Annotated in this window: 22 protein-coding genes; 15 read left to right on the top strand and 7 right to left on the bottom strand. The window is 73.7% G+C overall.

Features of this window, described 5'->3' with window-relative positions:
* The first annotated feature begins 31 nt into the window (after positions 1–31).
* Both metK and ACFYS8_RS20240 read left to right on the top strand, forming a co-directional pair.
* Positions 32–1,243, top strand: a complete 1,212-nt coding sequence (gene metK / locus ACFYS8_RS20245; RefSeq protein ID WP_387642880.1) for a methionine adenosyltransferase — start codon at positions 32–34, stop codon at positions 1,241–1,243.
* Between the two features lie 65 nt (positions 1,244–1,308).
* Positions 1,309–3,405, top strand: coding sequence for a primosomal protein N' (locus ACFYS8_RS20240; protein WP_387642879.1), 2,097 nt, complete (start codon positions 1,309–1,311; stop codon positions 3,403–3,405).
* A 30-nt stretch (positions 3,406–3,435) separates the two neighbouring features.
* Here ACFYS8_RS20240 and ACFYS8_RS20235 read toward each other — a convergent pair whose 3' ends face one another.
* Together ACFYS8_RS20235 and ACFYS8_RS20230 are read right to left on the bottom strand one after the other, a co-directional pair.
* Complete coding sequence (locus tag ACFYS8_RS20235; protein ID WP_387642878.1) at positions 3,436–3,930, bottom strand: VOC family protein; 495 nt, start codon at positions 3,928–3,930, stop codon at positions 3,436–3,438.
* Between the two features lie 236 nt (positions 3,931–4,166).
* Positions 4,167–4,637, bottom strand: a complete 471-nt coding sequence (locus tag ACFYS8_RS20230) for a hypothetical protein (RefSeq protein ID WP_100585116.1) — start codon at positions 4,635–4,637, stop codon at positions 4,167–4,169.
* Between the two features lie 215 nt (positions 4,638–4,852).
* On the opposite strand from ACFYS8_RS20230, the gene def reads away from it, so the two are divergent.
* The 3 genes from def (at position 4,853) to ACFYS8_RS20215 (ending at position 8,123) form a co-directional block, all read left to right on the top strand.
* Positions 4,853–5,398 carry a peptide deformylase gene (gene def / locus ACFYS8_RS20225; protein WP_387642877.1) on the top strand — a complete coding sequence of 182 codons (546 nt, stop codon included), beginning with the start codon at positions 4,853–4,855 and terminating at the stop codon, positions 5,396–5,398.
* 250 nt (positions 5,399–5,648) lie between these two features.
* Positions 5,649–6,581 (top strand): methionyl-tRNA formyltransferase, encoded by a 933-nt coding sequence (gene fmt / locus ACFYS8_RS20220; protein ID WP_387643037.1) that lies wholly within the window; start codon positions 5,649–5,651, stop codon positions 6,579–6,581.
* A 108-nt stretch (positions 6,582–6,689) separates the two neighbouring features.
* Positions 6,690–8,123 (top strand): RsmB/NOP family class I SAM-dependent RNA methyltransferase, encoded by a 1,434-nt coding sequence (locus ACFYS8_RS20215; protein WP_387642876.1) that lies wholly within the window; start codon positions 6,690–6,692, stop codon positions 8,121–8,123.
* Between the two features lie 144 nt (positions 8,124–8,267).
* On the opposite strand, the gene ACFYS8_RS20210 is transcribed toward ACFYS8_RS20215, so the two are convergent.
* A complete protein-coding gene (locus tag ACFYS8_RS20210) occupies positions 8,268–8,957 on the bottom strand; it encodes a TetR/AcrR family transcriptional regulator (RefSeq protein ID WP_387642875.1) in 690 nt (229 codons plus the stop codon).
* A gap of 119 nt (positions 8,958–9,076) precedes the next feature.
* Between ACFYS8_RS20210 and ACFYS8_RS20205 the strand changes: the two genes are divergently transcribed.
* From ACFYS8_RS20205 to ACFYS8_RS20180, 6 genes are all read left to right on the top strand, one after another.
* Positions 9,077–9,409 carry a trypco2 family protein gene (locus ACFYS8_RS20205; protein ID WP_387642874.1) on the top strand — a complete coding sequence of 111 codons (333 nt, stop codon included), beginning with the start codon at positions 9,077–9,079 and terminating at the stop codon, positions 9,407–9,409.
* Between the two features lie 76 nt (positions 9,410–9,485).
* A complete protein-coding gene (locus ACFYS8_RS20200) occupies positions 9,486–15,131 on the top strand; it encodes a hypothetical protein (RefSeq protein WP_387642873.1) in 5,646 nt (1,881 codons plus the stop codon).
* A gap of 48 nt (positions 15,132–15,179) precedes the next feature.
* Positions 15,180–15,326: a hypothetical protein gene (locus tag ACFYS8_RS20195; protein ID WP_387642872.1), complete on the top strand. Its 147-nt coding sequence runs from the start codon at positions 15,180–15,182 to the stop codon at positions 15,324–15,326.
* 545 nt (positions 15,327–15,871) lie between these two features.
* Positions 15,872–16,837 carry an ATP-binding cassette domain-containing protein gene (locus ACFYS8_RS20190; RefSeq protein ID WP_387642871.1) on the top strand — a complete coding sequence of 322 codons (966 nt, stop codon included), beginning with the start codon at positions 15,872–15,874 and terminating at the stop codon, positions 16,835–16,837.
* Entirely contained in the window at positions 16,834–17,619 is a 786-nt protein-coding gene (locus ACFYS8_RS20185) for an ABC transporter permease (RefSeq protein WP_387642870.1), read from the top strand. The genes ACFYS8_RS20190 and ACFYS8_RS20185 overlap by 4 nt, the downstream gene beginning before the upstream one ends.
* 69 nt (positions 17,620–17,688) lie before the next feature.
* Positions 17,689–18,660 (top strand): aldo/keto reductase, encoded by a 972-nt coding sequence (locus ACFYS8_RS20180; protein ID WP_387642869.1) that lies wholly within the window; start codon positions 17,689–17,691, stop codon positions 18,658–18,660.
* A gap of 38 nt (positions 18,661–18,698) precedes the next feature.
* Here ACFYS8_RS20180 and ACFYS8_RS20175 read toward each other — a convergent pair whose 3' ends face one another.
* Positions 18,699–19,421: a leucine-rich repeat domain-containing protein gene (locus tag ACFYS8_RS20175; RefSeq protein ID WP_387642868.1), complete on the bottom strand. Its 723-nt coding sequence runs from the start codon at positions 19,419–19,421 to the stop codon at positions 18,699–18,701.
* 215 nt (positions 19,422–19,636) lie between these two features.
* Between ACFYS8_RS20175 and ACFYS8_RS20170 the strand changes: the two genes are divergently transcribed.
* Complete coding sequence (locus tag ACFYS8_RS20170) at positions 19,637–20,287, top strand: C39 family peptidase (RefSeq protein WP_387642867.1); 651 nt, start codon at positions 19,637–19,639, stop codon at positions 20,285–20,287.
* Positions 20,288–20,318: 31 nt separating this feature from the next.
* Here ACFYS8_RS20170 and ACFYS8_RS20165 read toward each other — a convergent pair whose 3' ends face one another.
* Positions 20,319–21,173 carry a hypothetical protein gene (locus ACFYS8_RS20165; RefSeq protein ID WP_387642866.1) on the bottom strand — a complete coding sequence of 285 codons (855 nt, stop codon included), beginning with the start codon at positions 21,171–21,173 and terminating at the stop codon, positions 20,319–20,321.
* 214 nt (positions 21,174–21,387) lie between these two features.
* Entirely contained in the window at positions 21,388–22,248 is an 861-nt protein-coding gene (locus ACFYS8_RS20160) for a hypothetical protein (RefSeq protein ID WP_387642865.1), read from the bottom strand.
* Positions 22,249–22,490: 242 nt separating this feature from the next.
* Here ACFYS8_RS20160 and rpe point away from each other — a divergent pair, with 242 nt between their 5' ends.
* The 3 genes from rpe (at position 22,491) to ACFYS8_RS20145 (ending at position 25,583) form a co-directional block, all read left to right on the top strand.
* The gene (gene rpe / locus ACFYS8_RS20155; RefSeq protein ID WP_387643036.1) at positions 22,491–23,177 is read left to right on the top strand and encodes a ribulose-phosphate 3-epimerase; all 687 of its coding nucleotides are present in this window, start codon (positions 22,491–22,493) and stop codon (positions 23,175–23,177) included.
* A gap of 664 nt (positions 23,178–23,841) precedes the next feature.
* The gene (locus ACFYS8_RS20150) at positions 23,842–24,576 is read left to right on the top strand and encodes an alpha/beta hydrolase (RefSeq protein ID WP_387642864.1); all 735 of its coding nucleotides are present in this window, start codon (positions 23,842–23,844) and stop codon (positions 24,574–24,576) included.
* 47 nt (positions 24,577–24,623) lie between these two features.
* On the top strand, positions 24,624–25,583 hold the full coding sequence (locus ACFYS8_RS20145) for a pirin family protein (RefSeq protein WP_387642863.1): 960 nt from the start codon (positions 24,624–24,626) through the stop codon (positions 25,581–25,583).
* Between the two features lie 52 nt (positions 25,584–25,635).
* Here the strand turns inward: ACFYS8_RS20145 and ACFYS8_RS20140 are convergent, their stop codons facing one another.
* On the bottom strand, positions 25,636–26,190 hold the full coding sequence (locus ACFYS8_RS20140) for a hypothetical protein (RefSeq protein WP_387642862.1): 555 nt from the start codon (positions 26,188–26,190) through the stop codon (positions 25,636–25,638).
* Positions 26,191–26,254 lie beyond the last annotated feature (64 nt).

The raw sequence follows: 26,254 nt of genomic DNA, 5'->3' as shown, positions 1-26,254 counted from the left end.
GTCAGCAGCCGCTGCAACCCCAGGGAGCGCTGTGTCTCGCCGCCTGTTCACCTCGGAGTCCGTCACCGAGGGCCACCCCGACAAGATCGCTGACCAGATCAGCGACACGATTCTGGACGCCCTCCTCAAGGACGACCCGACCTCCCGCGTCGCCGTGGAGACCCTGATCACCACCGGCCTGGTGCACATCGCCGGTGAGGTCACCACCAAGGCGTACGCGCCGATCGCCCAGCTCGTCCGCGAGAAGATCCTGGAGATCGGCTACGACTCGTCGAAGAAGGGCTTCGACGGCGCCTCCTGCGGCGTGTCGGTGTCCATCGGCTCGCAGTCCCCGGACATCGCGCAGGGCGTCGACACCGCCCACGAGCACCGGGTCGAGGGCGATGTCGAGGACGAGCTGGACCGGCAGGGCGCCGGCGACCAGGGCCTGATGTTCGGCTACGCCTGCGACGACACCCCCGAGCTGATGCCGCTGCCGATCACCCTGGCGCACCGGCTCTCCCGCCGCCTGACCGAGGTCCGCAAGAACGGGACCATCCCGTACCTGCGCCCCGACGGCAAGACCCAGGTCACCATCGAGTACGACGGCGACCGCGCCGTCCGCCTGGACACCGTCGTGGTCTCCTCGCAGCACGCCTCGGACATCGACCTGGAGTCGCTGCTCACCCCGGACATCCGCGAGTTCGTGGTCGAGCCGGAGCTCAAGGCGCTCGCCGACGAGGGCATCAAGCTCACCACCGAGGGCTACCGCCTGCTGGTCAACCCGACCGGCCGCTTCGAGATCGGCGGCCCGATGGGCGACGCCGGCCTCACCGGTCGCAAGATCATCATCGACACCTACGGCGGCATGGCCCGCCACGGTGGCGGCGCGTTCTCCGGCAAGGACCCGTCCAAGGTCGACCGCTCCGCCGCGTACGCGATGCGCTGGGTGGCGAAGAACATCGTCGCCGCCGGCCTCGCCGGCCGCGCCGAGGTGCAGGTCGCGTACGCGATCGGCAAGGCCGAGCCGGTCGGCCTGTTCGTGGAGACCTTCGGCACCGAGACCGTTCCGGTGCAGAAGATCCAGGAAGCCGTCAGCAAGGTCTTCGACCTCCGCCCGGCCGCGATCATCCGCGACCTGGACCTGCTGCGGCCGATCTACGCCCAGACCGCCGCGTACGGCCACTTCGGCCGTGAGCTGCCGGACTTCACCTGGGAGCGCACCGACCGCGTGGACGCGCTGAAGGCCGCTGTCGCCGCCTGAGCTCGCTGTTGACGCTGCCGCCCGTCGAGGGATTCTCCTCGGCGGGCGGCTTTGTCGTTGTGTCGGTGCGGTCCGCTAGGTTTGGGGGCGTGAGCAGCGCGGACGGGGCCGGGGAGCAGTTGGCGTTCATCCGGGAGACAGTGCGCCGGGCGAAGCCTCGGGCCGCGCGCGGCGTCGTCCTGGCGGAGCGGAAGCCGGTGGCCCGGGTGCTGGTCGACAAGGGCGTGCTGAGCCTCGACCAGTACTTCGACTACGCGGTGCCCGAGGCGATGTCCGAGGACGCCCGGCCCGGCGTCCGGGTCCGGGTTCGCTTCGGCGGGCGGGTCGGCGCGCACGGGCGGCGCGAGGGCGGGGCGCTGCACGACGGGTTCATCGTCGAACGGCGGGACGACTCCGACTACGCGGGCCCGCTGGCGCCGCTGGCCCGGGTGCTCTCGCCCGAGGTGGTGCTGACACCCGGGCTGCTGCGGCTGTGCCGGGCCGTCGCCGACCGGTACGCGGGCACCCTTGCCGATGTGCTGCAGCTGGCGATCCCGCCGCGGCACGCCGGGGCCGAGGGCGAGGACTCGCCGCGGCCGCTGCCGCCGCCCGGCGCTCCGGCGGCGGGCAGTTGGGAGCGGTACGCGCACGGGCCGGACTTCCTGGCCTCGCTGGCGGGCGGCCATGCGCCGCGTGCGGTGTGGACGGCGCTGCCCGGCCCCGAGTGGCCGTTCGAGATCGCGCGGGCGGTGGCGGCGACGCTCGCCTCCGGGCGCGGTGCGCTGGTGGTGCTGCCGGACGGGCGCTCGGTCGCCCGGGTCGACGCCGCGCTGCGGGGCGTGCTCGGGGAGGGCCGGCACGCGGTGCTGGCCGCCGAGGCGGGCCCGCAGGAACGGTACCGGCGGTGGCTGGCCGTCAGTCGGGGCTCGGTGCACGCCGCGATCGGGACCCGCGCGGCGGTGTTCGCGCCGGTCCGTGACCTGGGGTTGGTGGTGGTGTGGTCGGACGGCGACAGCAGCCACAGCGATCCCAACGCGCCGTACCCGCACGTGCGGGAGGTGGCGCTGCTGCGGGCCGCCGAGGAGGGCGCCGCGATGCTGCTCGGCGGCGTCTCGATGACCGTCGAGGCCGCGCAGCTGCTGCGCAGTGGGTGGGCGCGGCCGCTGGCCGCTCCGCGCGAGGTCGTCCGGCAGGTCGCACCGCGGGTGCGGACGGTGACCGAGCACGACCAGGGCCGGGACGCGGCGGCGCAGGCCGCGCGGCTGCCCTCGGTGGCGTGGGAGACGGCGCGCGAGGCGCTTTCGCGCGGCCCGGTGCTGATTCAGGTCCCGCGGCGGGGTTACGCGCCCCGGCTGGCGTGCGGGCGCTGCCGCGAGCCGGCGCGGTGTCGTGCGTGCGGGGGGCCGCTGGAGTCTCCGGCGGCGGACGCGGCGCTGGTGTGCGCGTGGTGCGGGACAGAGGAGAGTGACTGGCACTGCCTGGAGTGCGGGTCGTTCCGGCTGCGGGCACAGGTGGTGGGCGTGCGGCGGACGGCGGAGGAGCTCGGGAAAGCGTTCCCGCGGGTGCCGGTGCGGACGTCCGGGCGGGACGCGATCCTTGCTTCCGTCCCTTCGTCTCCGGCGCTGGTGATCTCGACGCCGGGCGCGGAGCCGGTGGCGGAGGGGCCCGGTTACGCGGCGGCGCTGCTGCTGGACGGGTGGGCGCTGCTGAACCGGCCCGACCTGCGGGCCGGCGAGGAGACGGTGCGGCGGTGGCTGACGGCCGCCTCGCTGGTCCGTCCGGCCGGGGACGGCGGGACGGTGGTGGTGGTCGCCGAGGCGGCCGCGAGGCCCGTGCAGGCGCTGGTGCGATGGGATCCCGCCGGGCACGCCGGGATGGAACTCGACGAGCGGGAGGAACTCCGGTTCCCGCCGGTGTCCCGGATGGCCGCGGTGACGGGACCCCCACAGGCCGTGGAGGACCTGCTGGGGTTGGTGCGGCTGCCCGAGGGCGCGGACGTGCTCGGGCCGGTGCCGGTGTACGGCGGGCCCAAGGGCGAGACCGCCGAGCGGGCGCTGGTGCGGGTCGCGCCCGGGCAGGGCGCCGCGCTGGCTTCGGCACTGAAGGCGGCGCAGATCGCCCGGCTGGCGCTGCGAGGGGCGGAGACGGTGCGGATCCGGGTGGACCCGACAGACATCGGTTGAGTCGGGTCCGTGGCTCGCGGGGTGTCGACGTCAGCTCGCGAAGCCGCCCTTGGGCTGGATGATCTCCAGGTTGGTGCCGTCCGGGTCGTTGAAGTAGGCGACCTTGGTGCCCAGCGCCGACTCCGGGGTGACCTCGCCGGCCTGGAAGGTGTAGTCGTCGCCGAGGAAGCCGTACCCCGCCTCCTTCATCCGGCCGAGGACGGCGTCGAAGTCGTCGACCCGGAAGCACAGGTGCATCGAGCCCGGGCGGTTGGCCGCGCCGTTGGTGCGGTAGCCGATCGGCTGCTGGAACTCGATCAGGTCGATGCCGAGGCTGTTGTCCAGGTTGATGGTGGCGTAGCGGAGCTTCGCCGATGGCAGGCCCTGGGAGAGGCCGAACGGGACGCTGTGCATGGTCTCGTCGGCGACGACCGGCTCCCGGCCGGTCAGGGCGCGGTAGAACTCGATCGAGGTGTCCAGGTCGGAGACGGAGATGCCGACATGGGCGGCACGGGTCAGGTTCATCGGGGTATTGGCCACGGCCATGGGATCGATCCCTCTCGTCGGCGCAGGATGGCGTGCGAGATCGATTCTTGGACGGGAGGGGGAGGGGGACCACCGGGGTGGGGGGAATGGGTACGAAATTTTTGGGCGCGGGGAGAGCTGGGCGACAAGCGCAAGCCGGTCCGTGAGGCCGCGAGCACGTGCAGGTCATTGTGGTGCGTCGCGATCTTGCTGGCGGGTGCGTTCCCCTTCGCGCAGCTCCCCGCGCCCCTGCTTCCTTACCGGGTGCGCTGGGGCATCAAGGGGCTGGCCTGGCGGGCCTGGGGGATCGGGGGGCGGGGGGCGGGGGGTGCCGGGGGCGCCGTCTCGGTTTCGCGGGGGGCGGGGAGGAGTTCGGTGGTGGGGCGGCGGACGCCGTAGCGGCGGTGGACGGCCTGCTTGGTGACGCCGAGGGCGGAGCCGACGGAGTCCCAGGAGAAGCCGAGGGCGCGGTCGAACTCGACGGCGGCGGCGACCAGGGTTTCGACGCTTTCGCGCAGCTCCTGGGCGAGCCGGACGGTGGGGGCGGGGGCCCGGCCGTAGACCACGAAGCCGGCGGAGGTGCTGGGGCGGCGCGGGCGGTAGACGTTGCCCAGCTGGGCGGTGAGCGTGCGGAGGGCGTCGACCTGGCGACGGACCCGCTCGATGTCCCGCACCAGCAGGTGAAGGGACGCCCTGGCCCGGGCGTCGTGGTTGATCTGCTCGGCCATGGCCTGGTTGCCACCTCTCGGTCGGGTCGCGTGCTCGGGGCGCTCGCGCGTCCCGGTCAATTCGCATTGACCAACGCACGTCGGGTCGTTGGGTCACGCCCGGAGTGCGAGTCGGGATTTGTCGGTGACCGCTCCGAACAGGTGACGGGGATTGCATAGACTTCCCGGTAGGTCGTTGTTCACATCCCGTTCCGGGTGCAGAGGGAGTCGCAGTCTTGGCAGTTCAGCCGATCCGGATCTTCGGTGACCCCGTGCTGCGGTCCGCCGCGAAGCCGGTGGTCACCTTCGACAAGGAGCTGCGGAGGCTGGTGAAGGACCTCACGGACACCATGCTGGAGGCGCCGGGCGCGGGCCTCGCGGCGCCGCAACTGGGCGTCTCGTTGCGGGTGTTCACGTACAACGTGGACGGTGTGGTGGGGCATCTGATCAACCCCGACCTGTCGTTGACCGAGGAGGAGCAGGACGGCCCCGAGGGCTGCCTGTCGCTGCCCGGGCTGCGGTTCGACACCAAGCGGGCGTTCGGCGTGGTGGCGAAGGGCTTCAACATGTACGGGGACCCGGTGACGGTGGAGGGCACCGAGCTGCTGTCGCGGTGCATCCAGCACGAGACCGACCACCTGGACGGGATTATCTTCATCGACCGGCTGGACCGGGAGACCCGGAAGGCGGCGATGAAGGCGATCCGGGAGGCGGACTGGGGCGGGGCTCCGGCGCCGACGGTGAAGATCTCGCCGCATTCCACGTTCGGCGTCATTCGCTGACGGGTTCGACGCCGAGCGCCCGTTGGTGCTCCGCGTTTCGACGTGTTTCCACGTGTTTCCACGTGTTTCCACGTGTTCCGATGTGTTCCGACGTGTTTCGACGGGATTGCGGGATTGTCGCGGGGGTCGATGAGCCGAAGGCCCGATGAGCCGGAGGCCCGATCAAGTGACGATCATTTTCCGGCAATCCGATGTTCTGACCAGTGGGACTTCCTGCTGGTCGGTGTGACTTCAAGAAAGGCCCATGCCCGTGCGTCTCGTCTTCGCCGGCACCCCCGAGGTAGCCGTTCCCGCCCTGGACGCCCTGCTGGCCTCCCGGCACGAGGTGGTCGCCGTGGTGACCCGCCCCGACGCGCCGGCCGGGCGCGGGCGCAAGCTGGTGGCCAGCCCCGTCGCGCAGCGCGCCGAGGAGGCGGGCATCGAGGTGCTCAAGCCGGCCCGCCCCAGTGAGCCGGAGTTCATGGCCCGGCTGGCCGAGATCGCCCCCGACTGCTGCCCGGTGGTGGCGTACGGCGCGCTGATCCGTCCCGGTGCGCTGGAGATCCCGGTGCACGGCTGGGTGAACCTGCACTTCTCGCTGCTGCCCGCGTGGCGCGGCGCGGCCCCCGTCCAGCACTCGATCATGGCGGGCGACGAGGTGACCGGCGCGTCCACCTTCCGGATTCAGGAGGGCCTGGACGACGGCCCCGTGTTCGGCGTCCTGACCGAGACGGTCAAGCCCACCGACACCAGCGGCGACCTGCTCGGCCGGCTCGCGCACGCGGGCGCGGACCTGCTGGTGCGCACCATGGACGCGATCGAGGACGGCCAGGCCCGCCCCGAGCCGCAGCCCGTGGACGGGGTGTCGCTGGCGCCGAAGATCACCGTCGAGGACGCCCGGATCGAGTGGACCCACCCCGCGCTGCGGGTCGACCGGGTGGTGCGCGGCTGCGCGCCCGCGCCCGGCGCGTGGACCACGTTCCGCGGCGAGCGGCTCAAGGTGACCGGCCCCGTGCGGCTGCTGCCCGGTGAAGTCGGCCTGGCGGCAGGGGAGTTGGCCGTCAGCAAGAACAGTGTGCGGGTCGGCACCGGCAGTCACGAGGTGGAGCTCGGCGAGGTCCGCCCGCAGGGCAAGAAGGCGATGCCGGCCGCCGACTGGGCGCGCGGCGCGCGGATCGAGTCCGGCGAGCGCTTCGAGGGCTGACGCCGGTTGATGTCCGGTTCGGCCGGGTCGCGCCCTAGACTTCGGGGTGAGGCCCGGCCGCGCTGCCGGGTCGGACCTGATCCGCAGCACTTTGTTTCGAGGCACCCGTTGAGCACCCCCGCCGGCGCCAAGCGCGCCCCCCGTCCGCACCGTCGCCCCAAGAAGGACCCGGCCCGGATCGTCGCGTTCCGCGCGCTGCGCGCCGTCGACGAGCGCGACGCGTACGCCAACCTGATCCTGCCGTCGCTGCTCCGCGAGGCCGAGCGCAAGGGCATGGAGCGTCGCGACGCCGCGCTCGCCACCGAGCTGGTCTACGGCACGCTGCGCGGCCAGGGCACCTACGACGCGATCATCGCCGCCTGCGTGGACCGCCCGCTGCGCGAGGTCGACCCGCCGGTGCTGGACGTCCTCTCGCTCGGCGCGCACCAGCTGCTCGGCACCCGCATCCCCAGCCACGCCGCCGTCTCCGCGACCGTCGAACTCGCCCGCGTGGTGCTGGGCGACGGCCGCGCCAAGTTCGTCAACGCCGTGCTGCGCAAGATCAGCGCGCAGGACCTGGAAGGCTGGGTCGCCCAGGTCGCCCCGCCGTACGAGGACGACGCCGAGGACCACCTTGCCGTCGTGCACTCGCACCCGCGCTGGGTGGTCTCCTCGCTGTGGGACGCGCTCGGCCGCTGGCAGCCCGAGGACTCCGGCCGCGCCGCGATGGAGCGCCTGCTGGAGGCCGACAACGCCCGCCCCGAGGTCACCCTCGTCGCCCGCCCCGGCCGCTCCGACGTCGCCGAACTGCGCGAGGCGCTGCCGGAGGCCGAGGACGGCCGCTGGTCCCCGTACGCGCTGCGGCTCGCCGAGGGCGGCGACCCCGCCGGGCTGGACGCCGTCCGCGAGAACCGGGCCGGCGTGCAGGACGAGGGCAGCCAGCTGGTCGCGCTCGCACTCGCCAACGCCCCCGTGGACGGCCCCGACCGGCTCTGGCTGGACGGCTGCGCCGGCCCCGGCGGCAAGGCCGCGCTGCTCGGTGCGATCGCCGCTTCGCGCGGGGCGGCCCTGGTCGCCTCCGAGAAGCAGCCGCACCGCGCCCGGCTGGTGGCGCGTGCGTTGAACGGGAATCCCGGGCCGTATGCGGTCATTACGGCGGACGGTACGCAAGGGGCTTGGCAGGAAGGGGCGTTCGACCGGGTGCTGGTGGACGTGCCGTGCTCCGGTCTGGGTGCGCTGCGACGTCGGCCGGAGGCGCGGTGGCGCCGACGACCCGAGGACATTGCCGGATTCGGGCCGCTGCAGCGGGAGTTGCTGCGGAACGCGCTGGACGCGGCGCGGGTCGGCGGCGTGGTCGGCTACGCGACGTGCTCGCCGCACCTGGCCGAGACGCGCGCCGTGGTGGACGACGTGCTGCGCGGCCGCGAGGACGTGGAGTGGGTCGACGCCCGGCCGCTGCTGCCGGGCGTGCCGGAGCTGGGGGACGGGCCCGACGTTCAGCTTTGGCCGCACCTGCATGGGACGGACGCGATGTATCTGGCGTTGCTGCGGCGGACTGCCTGAGGTTCGGCGCTGCGCGAGCGCTCACCGGTCCGTGAGGTCGCGAGCACGTGCAAGTGATTGTCGTGCGTCGCGATCTTGCGGCGGGGTGCGTTCCCCTTCGCGCAGTTCCGCCCCCTCGCTTCGCTGGGGGTACCCCCAGCGCCCCTAGCCCTTGACCAGGGCCGTGAGGAGGCGTTGGAGGCCGCGTTCGAAGGTGGTGTCGGTGTCGGGTGGGGCGGCGTTCTCGGCGAGGGTGGCGGCGAGGTGGGGGTACTGGCCGGTGGCGGTGGCGGTCTGGAGGTAACGGACCAGGTCGGTGAGCCAGCGGTGGCCGGCGGCGGTGGAGCGGTGTTGCCAGTCGGTGAATTGGCAGACGTAGCCGGTCAGTTGGGAGAAGGCTTCCATTTTGGCGGTGCCGTCGAGGGGGGTTCCGGCGAGTGCGGCGAGGTGGTACTCGGTGACACGGAGGCCGTTCGGGCCGAGGCCGGGGCGGTGGGCGATCAGGGTGGTGGCCCAGGTGTGTCGGGTGAGGACGGTTCGCAACTGGTGGGCGAGCAGGGTGAGATCGGTTCGCCAGTCGCCGGTGGGGTGTTCAGGTAGGTCGTATTCGCCGGCGAGCACGTCGACCATCAGGTCGAAGAGGTGCTCCTTTTTCGGCACGTAGTTGTACAACGACATGGTGCCGGCGCCGAGTTCGGCGGCGATCCGGCGCATCGTCACCGCGTCCAGGCCCTCGCGGTCGGCGAGGTCGACTGCTGCCCGGGCGATCGACGTCCGGCTGTGTGCCGGGCGGGGGCCGCGGCCGGAGTGTTCCGGGCGCAGCCAGATCAGCTCGGGTTCCTCGCCGGACGACATTGTTGGATCACCTCGGCGGTCAGTCTACGCAAGTGACGGACGTATTCCGCTGCGGGCACGGGGGGCGGCGGCCTACCGTGGTGCCCGCCGAAGTGGCAGGACGTCAGAGAGGGTTGGGCATGGACATTCCGCTGGTGGATGCGGTGGCGGCGGTGCGGGACGAGTTGTTGGCGGCGGCCCGGGTCGGGGGTGAGCACCCGGATCTGGTGTTCGCGGTGGGGCCGGTGGAGATGGAGTTCGAGGTCGAACTGCGGGCCGACACCAAGGCGAAGGGCGGGTTCAAGATTTTCGCGGTCGGCGCGGAGGTCGAGGCGGGCGCTTCGCGCGGCCGGACGCACCGGGTTTCGTTCACGCTGACCCCGCGCGCTGCGAACGGTGGTGACCTGCTGGTGCACGGCGACCCGACCCGTCCGTCGGGTCCGGGTGACACCTCGGACCGCATCCCGGAGTAGCGGGCCGTCGGGCAGGGCTGCGTTCGCCGGTCCCGTCCGGGGCCGGCGGTACACCGCGGGCGAGGGGAGGGGCCGGGTGGATCGGCGACGGGTGGTGGGGGTGGACGCGCTGGCCGGGCCGGCGTCCGGCTGTGCGATCGGCGGGCGGCTGGTGCTGACGTCGGCGCACGCGGTGGCGGGGCCGTCGGGTGGGGGCGCGGCGGCTGTCGGGGTGCGGGTGCGGGTGTTCCGGCCGGGGGAGGCGGGGACGTTCGGCGCGGTCGTGGTGTGGTGCGGCCACGTCGGGGGCCGGGACGACGCGGCGCTGCTGCGGGTGGACGACGGCCCGGGTTGGGCCGAGCCGCGGCCGGTGCGCTGGGGGCGGCTGGTCACCGACCGGACCGGGGTGGACTGCCAGGCGTGGGGCCTGCCGGAGCATGCCCAGCGCGACGGCTGGGCGGCGCAGGTGGAGCAGTCGTCCGGGTGGCTGAACCCGGGCACCGGGTACGTCGCCGACCGGTACGTGATGACGGTGCGCGAGAGTGCGCCGGGCTGGGACCGGCCGGTGCCGGTGTGGGGCGGGATGTCGGGCGGCGCGGTGTTCTGCGGGCCGCTGCTGACCGGCGTGGTGACGGCCGAGCGCGCGTACAGCGGCAACGGTCAGCTGGTGCTGTCGCCCGCGTACGCGCTGCACCACGATCCGGCGTTCGGGGCCGCGCTGGCCGCCCACGGCCTCCTGGTCGCCGATCTGGAGGCCGTAGAACTGCACGAACTGGCGGACCAGGCGGCCCATCCCGAGCGGTACGGCGCGCCGGCGCGTTCGCCCGCGGCGCTGCTGCACGCCACCCGCCGGATCGTCCCGTTCCACGGCCGGGACGCGCTGCTGGGGCAGCTGCGGAACTGGTCCGAACCGGCCGGGTTCGATGCCTGCCTGGTGCACGGGCCGGCCGGCCAGGGCAAGACCCGGCTGGCACAGGAGTTCGCCCGTGAACAGGCCGCGCGGGGCTGGGCGGTGCTCTGGCCGCAGCCCGCGCTGGGCGCCGACGAGCTGCTCGAGCTGCGCGAGGTGACCAGGCCGCTGCTGGTGGTGCTCGACTATGCGGAGAGCCGCACCGAACAGCTGGTCGGGCTGGTCCGGGCGGCGGCGGACCACTCGGGAAGCCGACCGTTCAAGGTCCTGCTGCTGGCCCGCGCCCGCGGCGACTGGTGGGAACGCGACCTGCGCAGCCGGATCGGGGAGCAGTTGGACGGCGCGCCGGAGTGGGCGCTGGGCGGGCTGGAGGACGATCTGCCCGCGGACCGGCCGGAGCTGTACCGGGCGGTGGTGGAGCGGTTCGCGGCGGCACTGCCCGCGCTGCCCGGGTGCGACGGGCCGGACTGGGCGGCGCTCGCCGCGGCGCAGACCGGCCCCGGCGGGCTCGGCGGGAAGCGGTACAGCAACCCTCTCACCCTGCACATGACCGCACTGGCGGACCTGCTGGACGCCGCCCGCCCGGGCGCGCACCGGGGCGGCGCGCAGCGGGTCGAGGACCGGCTGCTCGACCACGAGCGCAGCTACTGGGTGCGTGCCGCGCAGGCGCGCGGGCTCGCTTCCGTGCTGTCGCCGGACACCCTGGAGGCGGCGCTCGCCGCCGCCCACCTGTGCGGTGCCGCGACCCTGGAGCAGGCACGCGAGCTGTGGCTGCGCGTCCCGGTGGTCGCGGACCAGCCGACGGACATGCGCGAGCGCGTCACCCGCTGGCTCGCCGACCTGTACCCGGTGGCTCCGCCGCACCCCTTCGGCGCCCTGCAGCCGGACCGGCTCGCCGAGCGGCAGGTGGCCCGGGTGCTGCTGGCCGACCCCGGCCTGGCGGGCGGGCTGGTGGCGGGGGCGGACCGGGCCCAGCGGGCGCAGCTCGTCACCGTCTACGTGCGGGCGGCCGCGGACCCGCTGCTGGCCGGCGGTCTGGACCGGCACCTCACCGAGTTGTGCGTCCGGCACCACGACCGGCTGGCCCGGGCAGTGGTCGACGCCGCCACCCGCAGCGCCCGGCCCGCGCCGCTGGTCGCCGCGCTGCGCGCCGTGATCGAGGACCGCGGCCGTTCGCTTCTCGAACTGCGGCTGCTGCAGGCGCTGTTCCCGCCGGTGAGCGTGGTGCTGGCGGACACGGCGGTGCAGCTCGGACAACGGGTCGTCGACGAGTGCCGGGCGGCGGACCCGGGCGGCGGGGAATCGGCGCTGGCGGCGGCGCTGCGGGACCTCGCCGAGGCGTTCGGTGAGGTCGGGCGTCTCGACGAAGCGGTGGCGACCGCCCGGGAGTCCGTGGAGCTGCGGCGGCGCCTCGCGGAGCGCGACCCGGAGAAACAACTGCCGCGGCTCGCACTGGCGTTGGGCACGCTGTCGAAGGTGCTGCTGCTGGCGGGTCGCAACCAGGAGTCGCTGCCGGTGCTCCGGGAGGCGGTCGTGGTGGGCCGGGGACTGACCGGGCTGGACGGCGACCATCCGCTGGACGCGGCCGTTTCGGGGCTGGCGGTGCGGCCGCCGGACGCGGAGCTGTCGCAGGCCACCCGGGAGTCCGTGGAGCGGTTCCGCCTGCTGGCCGCCGCGGACGCGTGGGCGTATCTGCCGAACCTGGCGCTGATGCTGGCCCTGCAGGCGGCGGGCCTGGCCGATGCCGGGCTCATCGGGGAGGCGGTCACGGTGGCCCGGGAGGCGGTGGAGCGGCTGCGGGCGCAGGCGGATCCGGACCGGGAGATCGTGCTGGTCCGCGTGCTGGCCCTCGGGGTGCTGTCCGGATGCCTGAGCAGTGCGGGCCGGCCCGAGGAGGCGGCCGAGGCGGCGCGGGAGGCGGTGGCGGGCCTGCGGGGGCCGGACGCGGCGGCGGAGCCCGGCCTGGGGCAGATGCTGGCAGGCCTGTCGCGGATCCTGGGCGAGGCGGGCAGCCCCGAGGAGGCCGCGGCGCTCGCCCGGGAGGGAGTCGGTCGGCTGCGGCCGCTGGCGGAGGACGATCCGGACACCCATCTGCACAGTCTGGCGAAGGAGTTGAACAATCTCGCGGTCCAGCTGGGCGGACTGGGCGAGTGGGAGGCGGCGTTGGAGGCGGCGGCCGAGTCGGTGCGGCACCACCGCCGGCTGGCCGGCCTGGGTTCCGGGGTGCACCGGCAGACGCTGGCGGGGTCCCTGGTGGTGCTGTCCAAGGCGTTGAGCGACCTGGGCCGCTGGGAGGAGTCGCTCGCGGCGACCCGGGAGGCGGCCGAGCAGTTCCGGGCGGTCGGGGAGCACCCGCTCGGCCAGGCGATGGCGCTGACGAACGGTGCCCGCGCGCTGCATGCCCAGGGCCGGTACGGGGAGGCGCTGGCGGCCGCCGAGCTGGCTTCCGCCGGATTCCGTGCGCTACCGCCTGGCGGCGGGCGGGACCAGCTGCTCGCCGAGGCGCTGGGGCTGCGGGCCCTGAGCCTCTGCGCGCTGGGCGAGTGGGACGAGGCGGTGGCGCTGGGCCGGGAGTCCCTGGCCACGGGTGGCCGGGCCCCGGGCGCCCGGCAGCGGTCGGCCGCCGCCGTGTTCGCACTGTTCGGCGCGCTGAGCGAGAGCGGCAGGGACGAGGAGGCGCTGTCGGTGATCGCCGGGACGGTCGAGGAGCACCGGGCGCCCGGCGTGCCGCCGGGCGCGCTCGGCGTGGCGCTGACGCTGTACGCGAAGGGGCTCTGCGGCGCCGGCCGGACGGACGAAGCGGTGCTGGTGGGAGAGGAGGCGGTGGATCGCTGCCGGGCGCTGGCCGACCGCAACCCGGCCGCCCATCTGATGGGCCTGTGCCTGGCGTTGAACGTCCAGTCGGCCAGCCTCGGTGCTGACGGGCAGTGGGCGCGGGCGGTGGAGGTGGCGCGCGAGGCCGTCGCGGTATGCCGGCGGGGGCTAGCCGTCCAACCGGAGCTGGTCGAACAGCAGTTGGCGATCGCGCTGGGTGGCCTCGCCACCGGTCTGGGTGAACTGGGCGAGTCGGAGCAGGCGTTGGTGGCCGGGGCGGAGTCGGTGGCGTACTTCCGGTCGGTGGCGGGCCGGTTGTCGAAGGCGTTCGGGCCTGCCCTGGTGGAGGCGTTGCACGCACTGGCCGAGGGACGACGGGCAGCCGGTCGGTGGGCGGAGGCGCTGACGGACCTCGGGGAGGCGGTGGAGATCGGCGAGGCGCTGGCCGAGGCGGATCCCGACCGGCACGCGGAGCTGTACGGACGGGTGGCGAGTCTCCGGGCGGCGATGCTCTCCGCCTCCGGCCGCTGGGCGGAGGCGGTGACGGCGGGCACCGAAGTGGTGGAGCGGTTGCGCCGTTTGGGCCAGGACGGTGGTCAACTGGTGGAATTCACCGGTGCGTTGACGCTTCGAGCAGGCAGCCTGCTGATTCTGGGTCGGTGGGAGGAGGCGCTGGCGGACGCCGAGGAAGCGGTCGGACTGTTGCGCAGATCGCCGGATCGCCCGGCCCGCCTCGCGCTGGCGCTGAGCAGCCTGGCGGAGGCGTTGGTGCCGGCGGGGCGGGCCGAGGAGGCGTTGGCCGCCGGGGCGGAGGCCGTCGAACTGTTCCGGGCGGCCGTCCCGGCCGATGGCCAACGGGTCGAAATGGCCGGGGCGTTGGGGGGCCTGGCCGGCGCTCTGGTGGCATCGGGCCGGTTGCCGGAGGCAGTTGCGGCCACCGAGGAGGCCGCCGGGCTGCTGCGGGCCGCAGCGGCGCACGATCCGCGCACCTGCCAGCCGCTGCTGAAGCGGGTGTTGGCGACCCACCTGCTCCACCTGGGTGCGCTGGGGCGGTGGGAGGAGGTGCTGGTGGTGAGCCGGGAGATTCCGGAGTGGGCCCGGCCGCTTCCCGGGGACGCCCCGCTTGCCGACCGGTCACTGTCGGCGGGCGTCGTGGTGATGCTGGGCCGGGCACTGGCCGAGGCGGATCGGTGGGCGGAGGCCGCGGAGCACTGGGTGGCCGCGTTCCGGCAGTTCGAAGCGTTGGCGCAGGACCGGCCGGAACTGTACCGGGCCGCCCTGGCCGAGGCGGCAGGTCTGCTGGCGGGCGGGCTCCTGGCGCTGGACCGGCCCGCGGAAGCGGCCGCGGTGAACGAGGAAGCGGTGGCGTGGACCCGGGCGGCGGACCTGCCCGGGGCGGCCATGCTCGGGGCGGCGGTCGCGGGCGGGTGGGGCGCGGTCGCCATGGCGCTGGCCCGTCAGGACCGCTTCGCCGAGGCGGCGGAGGCCTGGCGGGAGGCGGTCGGGCACCGGCGGTGGGCGGCCGGGCAGGATCCGGACCGGTGGCTGCCGACACTCGTCGACGCGCTGCACGCCCTGGCCGGCGCGCTGCTCGGTGCGGACCGCCCGGCCGAGTCGCTGGCGGCCGCCCAGGAGTGCACCGTGCTGGGCCGGGCGCTGTTCGAAGCCCGTGACGGCGGTCCCGCGCCTGCGGCGTGGCTGGCCGACGTGCTGGACATTCAGACAATGGGCCTGCACGAGCTGGACCGTCCGGCGGAGGCCGCGGCGGTCGCCGAGGAGTCGGTCGCCTGCCGGCGAGACCTGGCCGCCGCCGATCCCGCGGCCCGGCCCGCCCTGGCGGCGGGACTGGTGCGGCTCGCGGTGTGGCGGGCGGAGGACGGCCGGGACGCCGAGGCCGCGGTCGCGCTGCGTGAAGCGCTCGGTCACTACCGCGTGCTGGTCGAGGACGACCCGGAGACGTTCGCGGAGGAGTTGGAGGAAGTGACGGAGTTTCTCGCGGAGCTCGACGCCGAGGACTGACCGCTCCGCGCCGGGGCCGCGGCCCGGCCCGTCCTGGCGGCGGGACTGGTGCGGCTCGCGGTGTGGCGGGAGGAGGGCGCGCTGCGTGAAGCGTTTGGTCACTACCACGTGCTGGTCGAGGACGATCCGGAGACGTTCGCGGAGGAGTTGGAGGAAGTGCCGGAGTTTCTCGCGGAGCTCGACGTCGAGGACTGACCGCTCCGCGCCGGGCGCCGCCGCGCGAGTAGCGTGGTCGGCGCCTCGTGCCGGTGCGGTCCGGTGCGGCCGTGTCGGCCCGGGGGGCGTGGTGCGCCTGCCGTAGCGTGGTGCGTCGATGCGTCGACGTTGTGCGGCAGATGAAGACCCCGGTTGCCCCGGTGCCGGAACAACCGCTTTCCGCGCCGGAGGAGTTGGGTGAGCAGTGGGCGATCTCCGGATACGCCGCCCGGCTCCGGACCCGGGAGCGTCGGCCCGGTCGGCCGTCGCGGCGGGCCCGCCCCCGGAGCGTCGGCCCGTCGCCATCGGGGCCTGGGTGAGGGGCGCCGGCCGAGGACGCCGTTGCTCCGCCCGTAGTCGGGATCGCCGCGCGCGCCCCACCGGCGTCGGTGCGGACGCCGTCCGAGGTCCGCCCGGTCCAACTCGCTGTCGCTGCCTGGCATCCGTCGGTGCGTCCGCCGACCCGGAGGCTTTACTCCGTACGTCGTACCCAGTAATCTCCTGCGGAGCGACACTACGTACGTTGTACCTAGAAAGGGCCTGCCATGAGCGACCCGGTCATTGCCGTTCGCGGCCTGGGCAAGACCTTCGGCGCCACACGCGCGCTGGACGGACTCGAACTCGACGTCCCGGAAGGGGCGGTGTGCGGTCTGCTCGGGCCCAACGGGGCGGGGAAGACCACGTTGGTGCGGATCCTGGCCACCCTGGTGCGGCCGGATCGGGGGGAGGCCCGGGTGTGCGGGCACGAGGTGCGGCGGGAGGCTGCGGCGGTGCGGCGGGTGATCGGGCTGGCCGGGCAGTATGCGGCGGTCGAGGAGGGGATCACCGGCCGGGAGAACCTCGAACTGCTGGGCAGGCTGCACCACTTGGGAGCGGCGAAGGCCCGGGCGCGGGCGGCGGAGCTGCTCGCGGAGTTTGCGCTGGAGGAGGCAGCCGATCGGCTGGTGCGCGGCTATTCGGGCGGGATGCGCCGCCGGCTGGACCTGGCGGCGAGCCTGATCACCCGGCCGCGGGTGCTGTTCCTGGACGAGCCGACCACCGGGCTCGACCCGCGCAGCCGACGGGAAATCTGGTCTGCGGTACGGGAGTTGGCCGCACAGGGTTCCACCGTCCTGCTGACCACCCAGTACCTGGACGAGGCGGACCGGCTGGCCGACCGGATCACCGTGCTGGACCGCGGGCGGGCCGTCGCCGACGACACCCCGCAGCGACTCAAGGCCGCGATCGGGACCCTGGTCGAACTCACCCTGCCCGAGGGCGCCGACCTGGAACGGGCCCGCGCCGTGCTGGCCGTGCTCACCGGCGGCGCACCGGAGGTGGACGCAGCGCAGTACCGCGTCAGTGCCGTCTCCGACCCGGCCCGGCCGCTCGTCCTGCCGTACCTGGTACGGGAGTTGGACGCTGCCGGGGTGGTCGCGCGGGACGTCGCGCTGCGCACCCCCTCGCTGGACGACGTGTTCCTCGCGCTGACCGGCGCGGGCGCCGTGACGGAGACGGAGATGGCCGCATGAGTGCGCTGACGATGCCCGTGGACGCCGCTGCGTCCGCCCGGCGGATTCTGCTGATCTACCGGCACTCGCCCGGTCTGCTGCTGTCCTCGCTGATGGTGCCGGTCGCGATGGTCGGGGTGTTCGGGTACGTGTTCGGCAGTGCGATGAACGTGCCGGGCGGCGGTTACCGCGAGTACCTGATGCCCGGCCTGTTCGCGATGGTCGCGGTGAACGCCGTGATGCCCGCCATGGTCGGCGGCGCGCGGGACGCCGGACGGGGCGTCACCGACCGGCTGCGGTCGATGTCGGTGTCCCGGCTCGGCCTGCTCACCGGGCAGGCGCTGGCCGACCTGCTGGTGGCCGCCGTCGTCCTGGTGCCGACCGCGCTGGTCGGCCTGGCCGCCGGCTGGCGGATCCGGCACGGACTGGGCCCGGCGCTCGGCGCGTTCGGCCTGCTGCTGCTGTTCCGGTTCGCCTGCGGCTGGCTGGGCACCGCGCTCGGCCTGGCCGTCGGCAAGGAGGAGACGGCCGGTCAACTCGCCGTCCTCGCCATCCCGTTGTCGATGTTGACCAGCGCGTTCGTGCCCACCGGCGGGATGCCCGGCTGGCTGGCCGCGATCGCCGAGTGGAACCCGGTCAGCTCCGTGGTGGAGGCCGGCCGGCAACTGTTCGGCAACCCGTCCGCGCCCGGCGACGCCTGGCCCGCGCAGCACCCGGTGGCCGCCGCGCTCGGCTGGTGCGCGCTGCTGCTGGCGATCGCGGTGCCGCTCGCCGTACGGAACTTCGCCCGCGCCGGGCGCTGAGGATGCGTCAATCCTGGTAAAGGTGTTGCGCACTGGACAACCGGTCCGGGGCGGCAGAGGGTTGGGGTCATGGAGTACACCCACCTCGGCCGCACCGGCCTGTCCGTCTCCCCGCTGTGCCTCGGGACCATGAACTTCGGCGTGCACACCGAAGAGGCCGACGCGCACCGGATCATGGACGCCGCGCACGGGCACGGCATCAACTTCTTCGACACCGCCAACGTCTACGGCTGGGGTGAGAACAAGGGCCTCACCGAGACGATCATCGGCAACTGGTTCGCCAAGGGCGGCGGCCGGCGCGAGAAGACCGTGATCGCCACCAAGCTCTACGGCGACATGGGCGACTGGCCCAACGAAGGCCGGCTCTCCGCGCTCAACATCCGCCGCGCCGTGGACGCCAGCCTGCGCCGCCTGCAGACCGACCACATCGACCTGTACCAGATGCACCACATCGACCGGGCCACCCCCTGGGACGAGATCTGGCAGGCGATGGAGGTGCTCACCCTCCAGGGCAAGATCATCTACGTCGGTTCCTCCAACTTCGCCGGCTGGCACCTCGCCCAGGCCCAAGAAGCCGCCCGGGCCCGGCACTTCCTCGGCCTGACGAGTGAGCAGTCGCTGTACAACCTGATCGAGCGCAGCGTCGAACTGGAGGTCGTCCCCGCCGCCCAGCACTACGGCCTCGGCCTGATCGCCTGGTCGCCGCTGCACGGCGGCCTGCTCGGCGGCGTGCTGCGCAAGGAACGCGAGGGCGTGCGCCGCACCCAGGGCCGGGCCGTCGACACCCTCAACGAGCGGCGCGAGCAGATCCAGGCGTACGAGGACCTGTGCGACGAACTCGGCCACCAGCCCGGCGACGTCGCGCTCGCCTGGCTGCGCAGCCGCCCCGCCGTCACCGCGCCGATCATCGGCCCCCGCACCGAGGAGCAACTGACCGCCGCCGTACGCTCGTTGGATGTCGAGCTGGACGCCAAGACGCTGGAGCGGCTGGACGAGATCTTCCCCGGCCACCGCACCGCCCCCGAGCACTACGCCTGGTGATCCCGGGCCCCCGGGGGGCGGTTCTGTGCTCCCGGGGGTCAGTACCAGACCGTGCAGCCGCGCCGTTCGAGCCGCTCCACCAGTCGCGGGTCCGGTGCGGACGGCGTCCACCGCAGGTCGAGCTTCTCCAGGGCGGGCAGCTCGGCCAGCCAGTCGGGCAGCGGCCCCAACGGGTTGCCGCGCAGGTCGAGTTCGCGCAGCAGCGGCAGGGCGGCGAGGGCGCGGGGGAGGCTGGTCAGGGCGTTGCCGCGCAGTTCGAGGCAGCGCAGCTGGAGGAGTGAGGCGAGCGAATCCGGGAGCGTGGTCAGGGAGTTGGCCTCCAGGCGCAGCTCGCGGAGCCGGGAGAGTGCGCCGAGGGTCTCCGGGAGCTTGGTCAACTGGCAGCGCTGCGCCCGGAGTTCGATGAGCTCGGCCAAGTCGCCGATGGTGTCCGGGAGTTCGGTGAGCGGGTTGTCGCCGACGTTCAGGTAGCGCAGGCGGTGGAGCCGGCCGAGAGTGGCCGGCAGCCGGGTGAGCCGGTTGTCGTGCAGGTAGAGGAACCCGTGCAGGCCGGTGAGGTCGCCGAGCCGCTTGGGGACGGCGGTGAACGCGTTGTGGCCCAGGTCGAGCGTGCGCAGCGCGGTGAAGTCGCCGATGGTGTCCGGGAGTTCGGTCAGCGCGTTCTCGGCGAGGATCAGCACCTCGGCGTCGGTGCGCTGCCACACGTGGTCCGGCACGGCGGTGAGCCCCGCCCGCCACAGGCTGACGACGGGCCCGGTCACAGCGCCTTCTCGAACCAGCGCCGGGGGTCCGAGTTCGAGGTTCGGTGGGGCTTCGTTCACTGCCGGCTCCGTCCGGTGGGGAGCAACGATCATCGCACGGCAGGGAGTTGAGTGGGCGGTCACTCGGCTGGGTGCGGGTGAGCAGGTACGGGGTGCCGCTGTTCGGGTGGTGGAGGGGTTCTGAGGTGTCGCGGGCGAGGGTGCGCCGGATCGGGATGAAAGTACGTCAGGATGACCGGGTGAAGCCGATCAGCCATGCCGTGCCCTACTACTCCCAGTGGGAGTCGCCCGAACTCGTGCCCGACATCCTGGACGGCACACTGCGGGCCGCCGACGACCCGCTGTGGGAACGCTCGGGTGCGGCCGACGAGGGCGAGTACGAGTACTGGTCCTGGCGGCTGTGCGGAATGGCCTGCCTGCGGATGGTCCTCGACCACTGGTGGGGCGTCGCCCCCGCGTCCGTGCGGCTGGCCGAGGAGTGCGAACTGGCCGGCGCGTACATCCGGCACCCCGACGGGCGGCTCGACGGGCTGATCCACTCGCCCTTCGCCGACTACGTCCGCACCCGCTGGGGCCTGGACGCGCAGGCGATCAGCCCGCTGCCCGTCGACCGGCTGCCGGAGGAACTCGCCCGGGGCGTCCTCCCGATGATCTCCGTCCACCCCGCCATCCGGACCCTCGCCCCCGAGGTCCCCCGCCCCGGCGGCCACCTGGTGCTGGCCGTCGGCGCCGACGACGACGCGCTGTACATCCACAACCCGTCCGGCTTCCCCGACGAATCCCAGCGCGCCGCCCGGGTGCCCTGGGCCGACTTCGACCGGTTCTACGCGGGCCGCGGCGTTCTGCTCGGGCCGCCGCCGTACTGACACTCGAACGGCGGCGGCCCGAGATGGGTGGTCAGGAGGCGTTCGGCAGGCCGATCGGGGTGGTTGGCGGCAGGTCGGCGCGACACGCGGTGGAGATCGGGCGGAGCGCGTCGGCGAGTTCGTCGAGCTCGGTGCGGTGGAAGTGTGCCCAGACCCGGGACGCGGCCAGGTCGGTGGCGGCCTCCAGCGCGAGGTGGCGGCGGCGGCCCTCGGTGGTCAGCGAACCGTCCGCCGCCAGCCACTGACGTCCGATCAGGCGCTCCGTCGCCTCGTCCCACTCGGCGTCCGTCCAACCGCGGTGCGGCTGCATGGTCTCCCGGCGGGTGTCCAGCGCGCAGCGCACCACCAGCGCCTCGCAGCCGTCCAGCCCCTCGGCGACCAGCGCCGCCACGTGTCCGTCGCCGCGGTGCTCGCGCAGCACCGTGGTGGCCTGCCACAGCCGGGCCAGCCGCCCGTCCTGCGCCGGGAGCGCGGCGTTCGCGGCGGCCAGCACCCGCCCCGCGCAGTCCAGGCCCTCGACGGCACGCTCCAGCAGCTCCACCGAACGGTCGATCAGATCCGGCTTCACCTCCGCCAGCACCCGCCCGAGCGCACCGGTCGCACCCTCCACCCGGGCCTCCAGCGCCCGCTCGGGCGTCGCCCGCCCCCAGATCTCCGGCAGTGCCCGCTCCACCATCTGCGGCGCGAAGTTGAAGAACGCGGCCACCACCGGCGCCGCCTCCACCGCGCCGAGCGGCGCCGACCGCCCACCGAAGTATCCGCGCCAGTACCCCCGCAGCCCCGCCGCCTCGTACGCGGCGCGGGCCTCCGGCGAGAAGTACGTGAGCGCGTGAACGGGTTCGAACAGCCACCACAGGGCACGTGCGGGGTGGACGACCTGGGTCATCGGACGCCTTTCGGTGAGGGTCGAGCTGTGCGGGTCCAGCTGCTTCGTGAGCCTGCCAGAGCGGGTCGGCGGCGGGAAGGGCATGTGTTGCCGCCGTGTGAACTTCTGTGTGCCGCGGCCGGGTTGTCCGGGTGCCGGGGCGCTCGGCGGCCTCCTCCGCGCGGGTACCGGCAAGCGGATTTCGGACAGGGCGGGGCGCCGGTGTTCGGTCGGGTCAGTGGTCCGCCGGTGGCATCGCGAGCGGGTTGATCGGCATCCGATCGCGACAGATCGCCGCGATCGGCTTCAAGTCGGCTTTCAGGTGGTCGAGTTCGTCCTGCGGCATGCTTTCCCAGACGCGGCCGGCGGCGAGGTCGGTGGCGGCCTCGATGGACCGGTGCTGGATGCGGCCGAGCTCGGTGGCCGTCCCCTGCGCCGTCAGCCAGCCCCGTTCGACCAGTCGCGCCGCTGCCGCCTCCCACTCGGTGTCCGTCCACCCGCGCATCGGCTGGAGCACCTCGCGGCTGGCGTCCAGCGCGCAGTGCAGAACCGGGGCCTCGCAGCCGTCCAGCCCCGCCGCGACCAGTGCCGCCACATGGCTGTCGCCGCGGTGCTCGCGCAGCACGGTCGCGGCCTGCCACAGTCGCCCGTAGACGTTCGTCGGCCGGGGGAGTGCGGCGTTGGCGGCTGCCAACACCCGGCCCGCGCAGTCGAGTTGGGCCACCGCCTCGTCCAGCGCGGTCGCCGCCGCGTCGACCTGCTCCGGTTTCACCGGCTCCAGCAGCCGGGCCAGCACCGCCTCCGAGCTCTGGAGCCGGGCGGCCAGCGCCTGTTCGGGGCTCGCGTGCGTCCACACGTCCGGCACGGCCTGCTCGACCATCGTCGGGGAGAAGCTGAAGAACGCGGCGATCACCTGTGGCGCGTCCACCGCACCCAACGGGGCCGCGCGGCCGGCGAAGTAGCCGCGCCAGCTGCCGTCCAGCCCCACCGCCTCGAAGGCGGCGCGGCTCTCGGGCTGGAGGAAGGTGACGGCGTACACCGGCTCGTAGAGCCGCCACAGTGCGCGGGCTGGGTGGGCGGCGGCGGTAGCGGACATGGGGGAGGCCTTCCTCGGGCGCTGTCGGATTGATGGGTATTGATGGGTATTGACGGGTGGGGTGGGGCTGGGGGTTGGTACAGGGGGCTGATGGCCACGGTGGCCGCCACGGTAACCTCGGCCGGGGTGTGATGACGGTCACCCGGGGGTTGCGGTGTGCGGTTGCGGGTGACGGGGCGCGGGATGATGGGGCCGAAGTACCCGTTTCCCGCGGCGTTCCAGCCCCCGCACGAAGGTGGTCGATCATGGCCCAGATCAGCCCCAGCATCCTGTCCGCGGACTTTGCCCGCCTCGCCGAGGAAGCCGAGGCGGTGCGCGGCGCGGACTGGCTGCACGTCGACGTGATGGACAACCACTTCGTCCCCAACCTCACGCTGGGCGTGCCGATCGTCGAATCCCTGGCCCGGGCCACCGACATCCCGCTCGACTGCCACCTGATGATCGAACAACCCGACCGCTGGGCCCCGCAGTACGTGGAGGCCGGCGCCGGCTCCGTCACCTTCCACGTGGAGGCCGCCGCCGCACCCGTCCGCCTCGCCCGCGAGATCCGCGCCAAGGGCGCCCGGGCCTCGATGGCGCTCAAGCCCGCCACCCCGATCGAGCCCTACGAGGACCTGCTCCCCGAACTCGACATGCTGCTGATCATGACGGTGGAACCCGGCTTCGGCGGCCAGGCCTTCCTCGACATCATGCTGCCCAAGATCCGCCGCACCCGGCAGCTCATCGACAAGCACGGCCTCGACCTGTGGCTCCAGGTGGACGGCGGCGTCGCCCCCGCCACCATCGAGGCCTGCGCGGAGGCGGGCGCGGACGTCTTCGTCGCGGGCTCGGCGGTGTACGGCGCGGCGGACCCGGCCGCCGCCGTCAGCGCCCTGCGGGCCCAGGCCGAGACGGCGACGGCGGCGGCCGGGTGGGGCTGCCGGCACTGACGGCACTGACGGTACTGACGGTACTGGCGGCACTGACGGTACTGACGGCATGGCACGGGCTGAGGGGCGGGCGGCCCTGCCGGCGTTGGCCGTTGGGGTCGGACGGTGACGGTGATGGGTGGGTCGGCCTGCCGGTGCTCGGTGCTCGGTGCTCGGTGCTCGGTGCTCGGTGTTCGGTGTTCGGTGCTCGGTGTTCGGGCCGGTGGGCCGGGGCCGGGGCCGAGGCGGCGGACCCGGTCGCGGAGACCGGCGCAGGCGTCCGTGACTGGCGCCTGCGCCACTCGAGTTCCGGCGGTGGTTGCCGGGGCGGTCAACGCAGCATCCACCATGCACAGCTTTCCCGCTGGCGACCTGTCCGCGCATCGCAGGCGCAGCGCACTGCCGGCACTCGCCCCGCTGCGGCCCGATCCCGTGAAACCGGACCGTGGCTGTCCGGCGTCCCGTGATGCGGCGTCCGGTCAATTGGCGGGTGTCAGGTCGATGGTGGGGCGGAGCAAGGGTGCGGGTGGCGGCGGAAGTTGATGGGGTGACGGCGGTGCCGAGTTTGGGGCGGCGGCGGTTGTTGGGGGCGCTGGCTGTTGCGGTGGTCGGGGCGGGTGCGGTCGGTGGGGGGATGGTCGAGGATGTGCTGCCCGGGGGTGCCCGGGTTCGGCGGGCGCTCAGGATGACCGGGCGGGACGGGGTGGTGCCCGGGGTCGCGGGTGGGCGGGTGCGCAGCGAGAGCGAGATTTCGCGGGCCCGGGGCCGCGAGGTGCGGATCGTCGTGATGGACCCGCCGGGGGCGGACCAGGCCGATCTGCCGGTCTGTTTGGCGTTGCACGGGCACGGGAGCGGTGCGGCGTCGTTCGTCGATCTCGGGGTGCCGCAGTTCCTGGCGGCTGCGGTCGCGGCCGGTGTCCCGCCGTTCCGGGTGGTGGCGGTGGACGGTGGCGACAGTTACTGGCATGCGCGCAGTCCCGGCGACGATCCGATGGCGATGCTCACCGGGGAGTTGCCCGGCTGGTTGGCGAGCCGTCAACTACCGGATCCCACCAGGGTGTTGGGTATATCGATGGGTGGTTCCGGCGCGCTCCAGTACGCGCGCGCCTGTCGGGGCGGGTTGTCGGCGGTCGCGCTGCTCGGCCCGGCGCTGTTCCGGGGTTGGGGCGACGCCCGGACCGTCGGCGCGTACCGGGACGAGGCCGACTGGCGGGAGCACGAGCCGTTGCAGCACCTCGGTGAGCTCGGCGAAGTCGACCGGACCGGAGTCTGGTGCGGCACCGAGGACCCGTTCTGCCCCGCCGCCCGCAAGCTCACCGGCGTGCGCGGCGTCCAGGCGCACTTCCCGCGCGGCGAGCACACCGATGGGTTCTGGCGACGCGTCATGCCGGACGCGATGGCGCTGCTCGGGGCTCGCTGACGAGTCGCTGCGGTGGGCGGCGGGGACGGCGGCCGATACTGGCCGCCATGAGCAACCTCGATCTCAAGCCCGCCCCCGCGGTGTGCGGGCAGCAGGCCGTGACCGGCCCCGTCCAGGAGTTGCTGACCGGCCGCCAGGTGCCGCTGGGGGAGTCCACCGTGGTGCGCCGACTGCTGCCGAACCTCGGCCGGCGGATGGTCGGCGCCTGGTGCTTCGTCGACCACTACGGCCCCGACGACATCGCCGACGAGCCCGGCATGCAAGTGCCTCCGCACCCGCACATGGGCCTGCAGACCGTCAGTTGGCTGCACGAGGGGAGCATCCTGCACCGCGACAGCCTTGGCAGCCTGCAGACCGTCCGCCCGCGCGAGCTGGGCCTGATGACCTCCGGACGGGCCATCGCGCACTCCGAGGAGTCGCCGCGCGACCACGCCCGCCTCCTGCACGGCGCCCAGCTCTGGGTGGCCCTGCCGGACGCGTACCGGCACACCGCCCCCTCGTTCGAACACCACCCCGAGCTTCCCGTCGTCACCGCGGACGGCCTCGCGGCCCACCTGATCCTCGGCACCCTCGACGACGCGACCTCGCCCGGCACCACGTACACCCCGATCACCGGCGCCGACCTGACGCTGCGCGAGGGCGCCGCCCACCGCCTGCCCGTCGAGGAGGGCTTCGAGTACGCCGTCCTCGCGATGTCCGGCAGCGCCGAGATCGACGGCGTGCCGGTCGAGCCGGGGTCGATCCTGTACCTGGGGTGCGGGCGCCGCGAACTCTCCGTCCGGGCCCGCACCGACGCTGCCGTGCTGCTGCTGGGTGGCGAGCCCTTCGAGGAACGCCTGGTGATGTGGTGGAACTTCATCGGCCGCACCGGCGAGGAGATCGCGCAGGCGCGGGCCGATTGGGAGAAGGGGGCCCGGTTCGGGGAGGTGCACGGCTACGACGGGCCTCGGTTGCGGGCTCCGGAGCTTCCCGACACGCCGCTGAAGGCGCGGGGGCGGGCGCGCTGACCTGCGGAGACGCCTGTTGTGGACTCGGGTGCAGCGATTGGGCGCCGATTGGTCACGGCGTCGGTTCGGCCGGTCCTTCGGGGTGGGGAGCCGTGGCGGCGCTGTGGACGTAGACGGTGCTGCGCCCGCGTTGGCGTTCAACCATGGTGCCCGCGTTGAGGGTTCGCTTGATCCACGTCTCCTCCTCGCGCCACCCGAGCTTGGCGAGCATGGGCAGCAGGGTTTTCCTGGGGAGCCCGGCGGTGCCTGCTTCGCGGAGGGTGGCCAGGATTTCTGCTTCGGCGCGCTGGATGAAGAGCTGGCTGGCGGTCGGCATGTCCTGGATGCGGACGGTCGCCGGGTCCGGGTCGATTCCGTTCCTCGTGGCCCAGCCTGCGATGTAGGCCTCGGCGGCGGGCTCGTCGGTGCCCAGGACCTGGCTGAGGCATTCCAGGAAGACGTCGTCCTGCGCGGCCTTGAGGTGATGGGCCATGTCCGCCTGGAAGTTGTAGTTGCCGCCCCACTCGGCGGCGGCGTGCGAGGCGCGGTGTGCCTCGAGGCGCAGGTGGACGGCCCGTTCTGCGATCGCGTCGGCGGCGTCGGCGGGCGGGGCGAAGGTGTCGGTCATGGTCGTCACCGTATCGAAGGCGCGATCGGCGGGGAGGGGGAGGTCAAATGTTGCTGAAGGGGAC

This window comes from Kitasatospora sp. NPDC004615, assembly GCF_042873545.1.
In the GTDB taxonomy this organism is placed as follows: Bacteria; Actinomycetota; Actinomycetes; order Streptomycetales; family Streptomycetaceae; genus Kitasatospora.
This window is presented reverse-complemented; position numbering and strand designations above follow the sequence as displayed.

What these genes read in the sequence shown, in the direction of transcription:
- ACFYS8_RS20235 (WP_387642878.1), bottom strand. Translation starts at nt 3,930, where the DNA reads ATGGCCGTGGCCAATACCCCGATGAACCTGACCCGTGCCGCCCATGTC.
- ACFYS8_RS20230 (WP_100585116.1), bottom strand. Translation starts at nt 4,637, where the DNA reads ATGGCCGAGCAGATCAACCACGACGCCCGGGCCAGGGCGTCCCTTCAC.
- ACFYS8_RS20210 (WP_387642875.1), bottom strand. Translation starts at nt 8,957, where the DNA reads ATGTCGTCCGGCGAGGAACCCGAGCTGATCTGGCTGCGCCCGGAACAC.
- ACFYS8_RS20205 (WP_387642874.1), top strand. Translation starts at nt 9,077, where the DNA reads ATGGACATTCCGCTGGTGGATGCGGTGGCGGCGGTGCGGGACGAGTTG.
- ACFYS8_RS20190 (WP_387642871.1), top strand. Translation starts at nt 15,872, where the DNA reads ATGAGCGACCCGGTCATTGCCGTTCGCGGCCTGGGCAAGACCTTCGGC.
- ACFYS8_RS20185 (WP_387642870.1), top strand. Translation starts at nt 16,834, where the DNA reads ATGAGTGCGCTGACGATGCCCGTGGACGCCGCTGCGTCCGCCCGGCGG.
- ACFYS8_RS20180 (WP_387642869.1), top strand. Translation starts at nt 17,689, where the DNA reads ATGGAGTACACCCACCTCGGCCGCACCGGCCTGTCCGTCTCCCCGCTG.
- ACFYS8_RS20170 (WP_387642867.1), top strand. Translation starts at nt 19,637, where the DNA reads ATGAAAGTACGTCAGGATGACCGGGTGAAGCCGATCAGCCATGCCGTG.
- ACFYS8_RS20165 (WP_387642866.1), bottom strand. Translation starts at nt 21,173, where the DNA reads ATGACCCAGGTCGTCCACCCCGCACGTGCCCTGTGGTGGCTGTTCGAA.
- ACFYS8_RS20160 (WP_387642865.1), bottom strand. Translation starts at nt 22,248, where the DNA reads ATGTCCGCTACCGCCGCCGCCCACCCAGCCCGCGCACTGTGGCGGCTC.
- ACFYS8_RS20150 (WP_387642864.1), top strand. Translation starts at nt 23,842, where the DNA reads ATGACCGGGCGGGACGGGGTGGTGCCCGGGGTCGCGGGTGGGCGGGTG.
- ACFYS8_RS20145 (WP_387642863.1), top strand. Translation starts at nt 24,624, where the DNA reads ATGAGCAACCTCGATCTCAAGCCCGCCCCCGCGGTGTGCGGGCAGCAG.
- ACFYS8_RS20140 (WP_387642862.1), bottom strand. Translation starts at nt 26,190, where the DNA reads ATGACCGACACCTTCGCCCCGCCCGCCGACGCCGCCGACGCGATCGCA.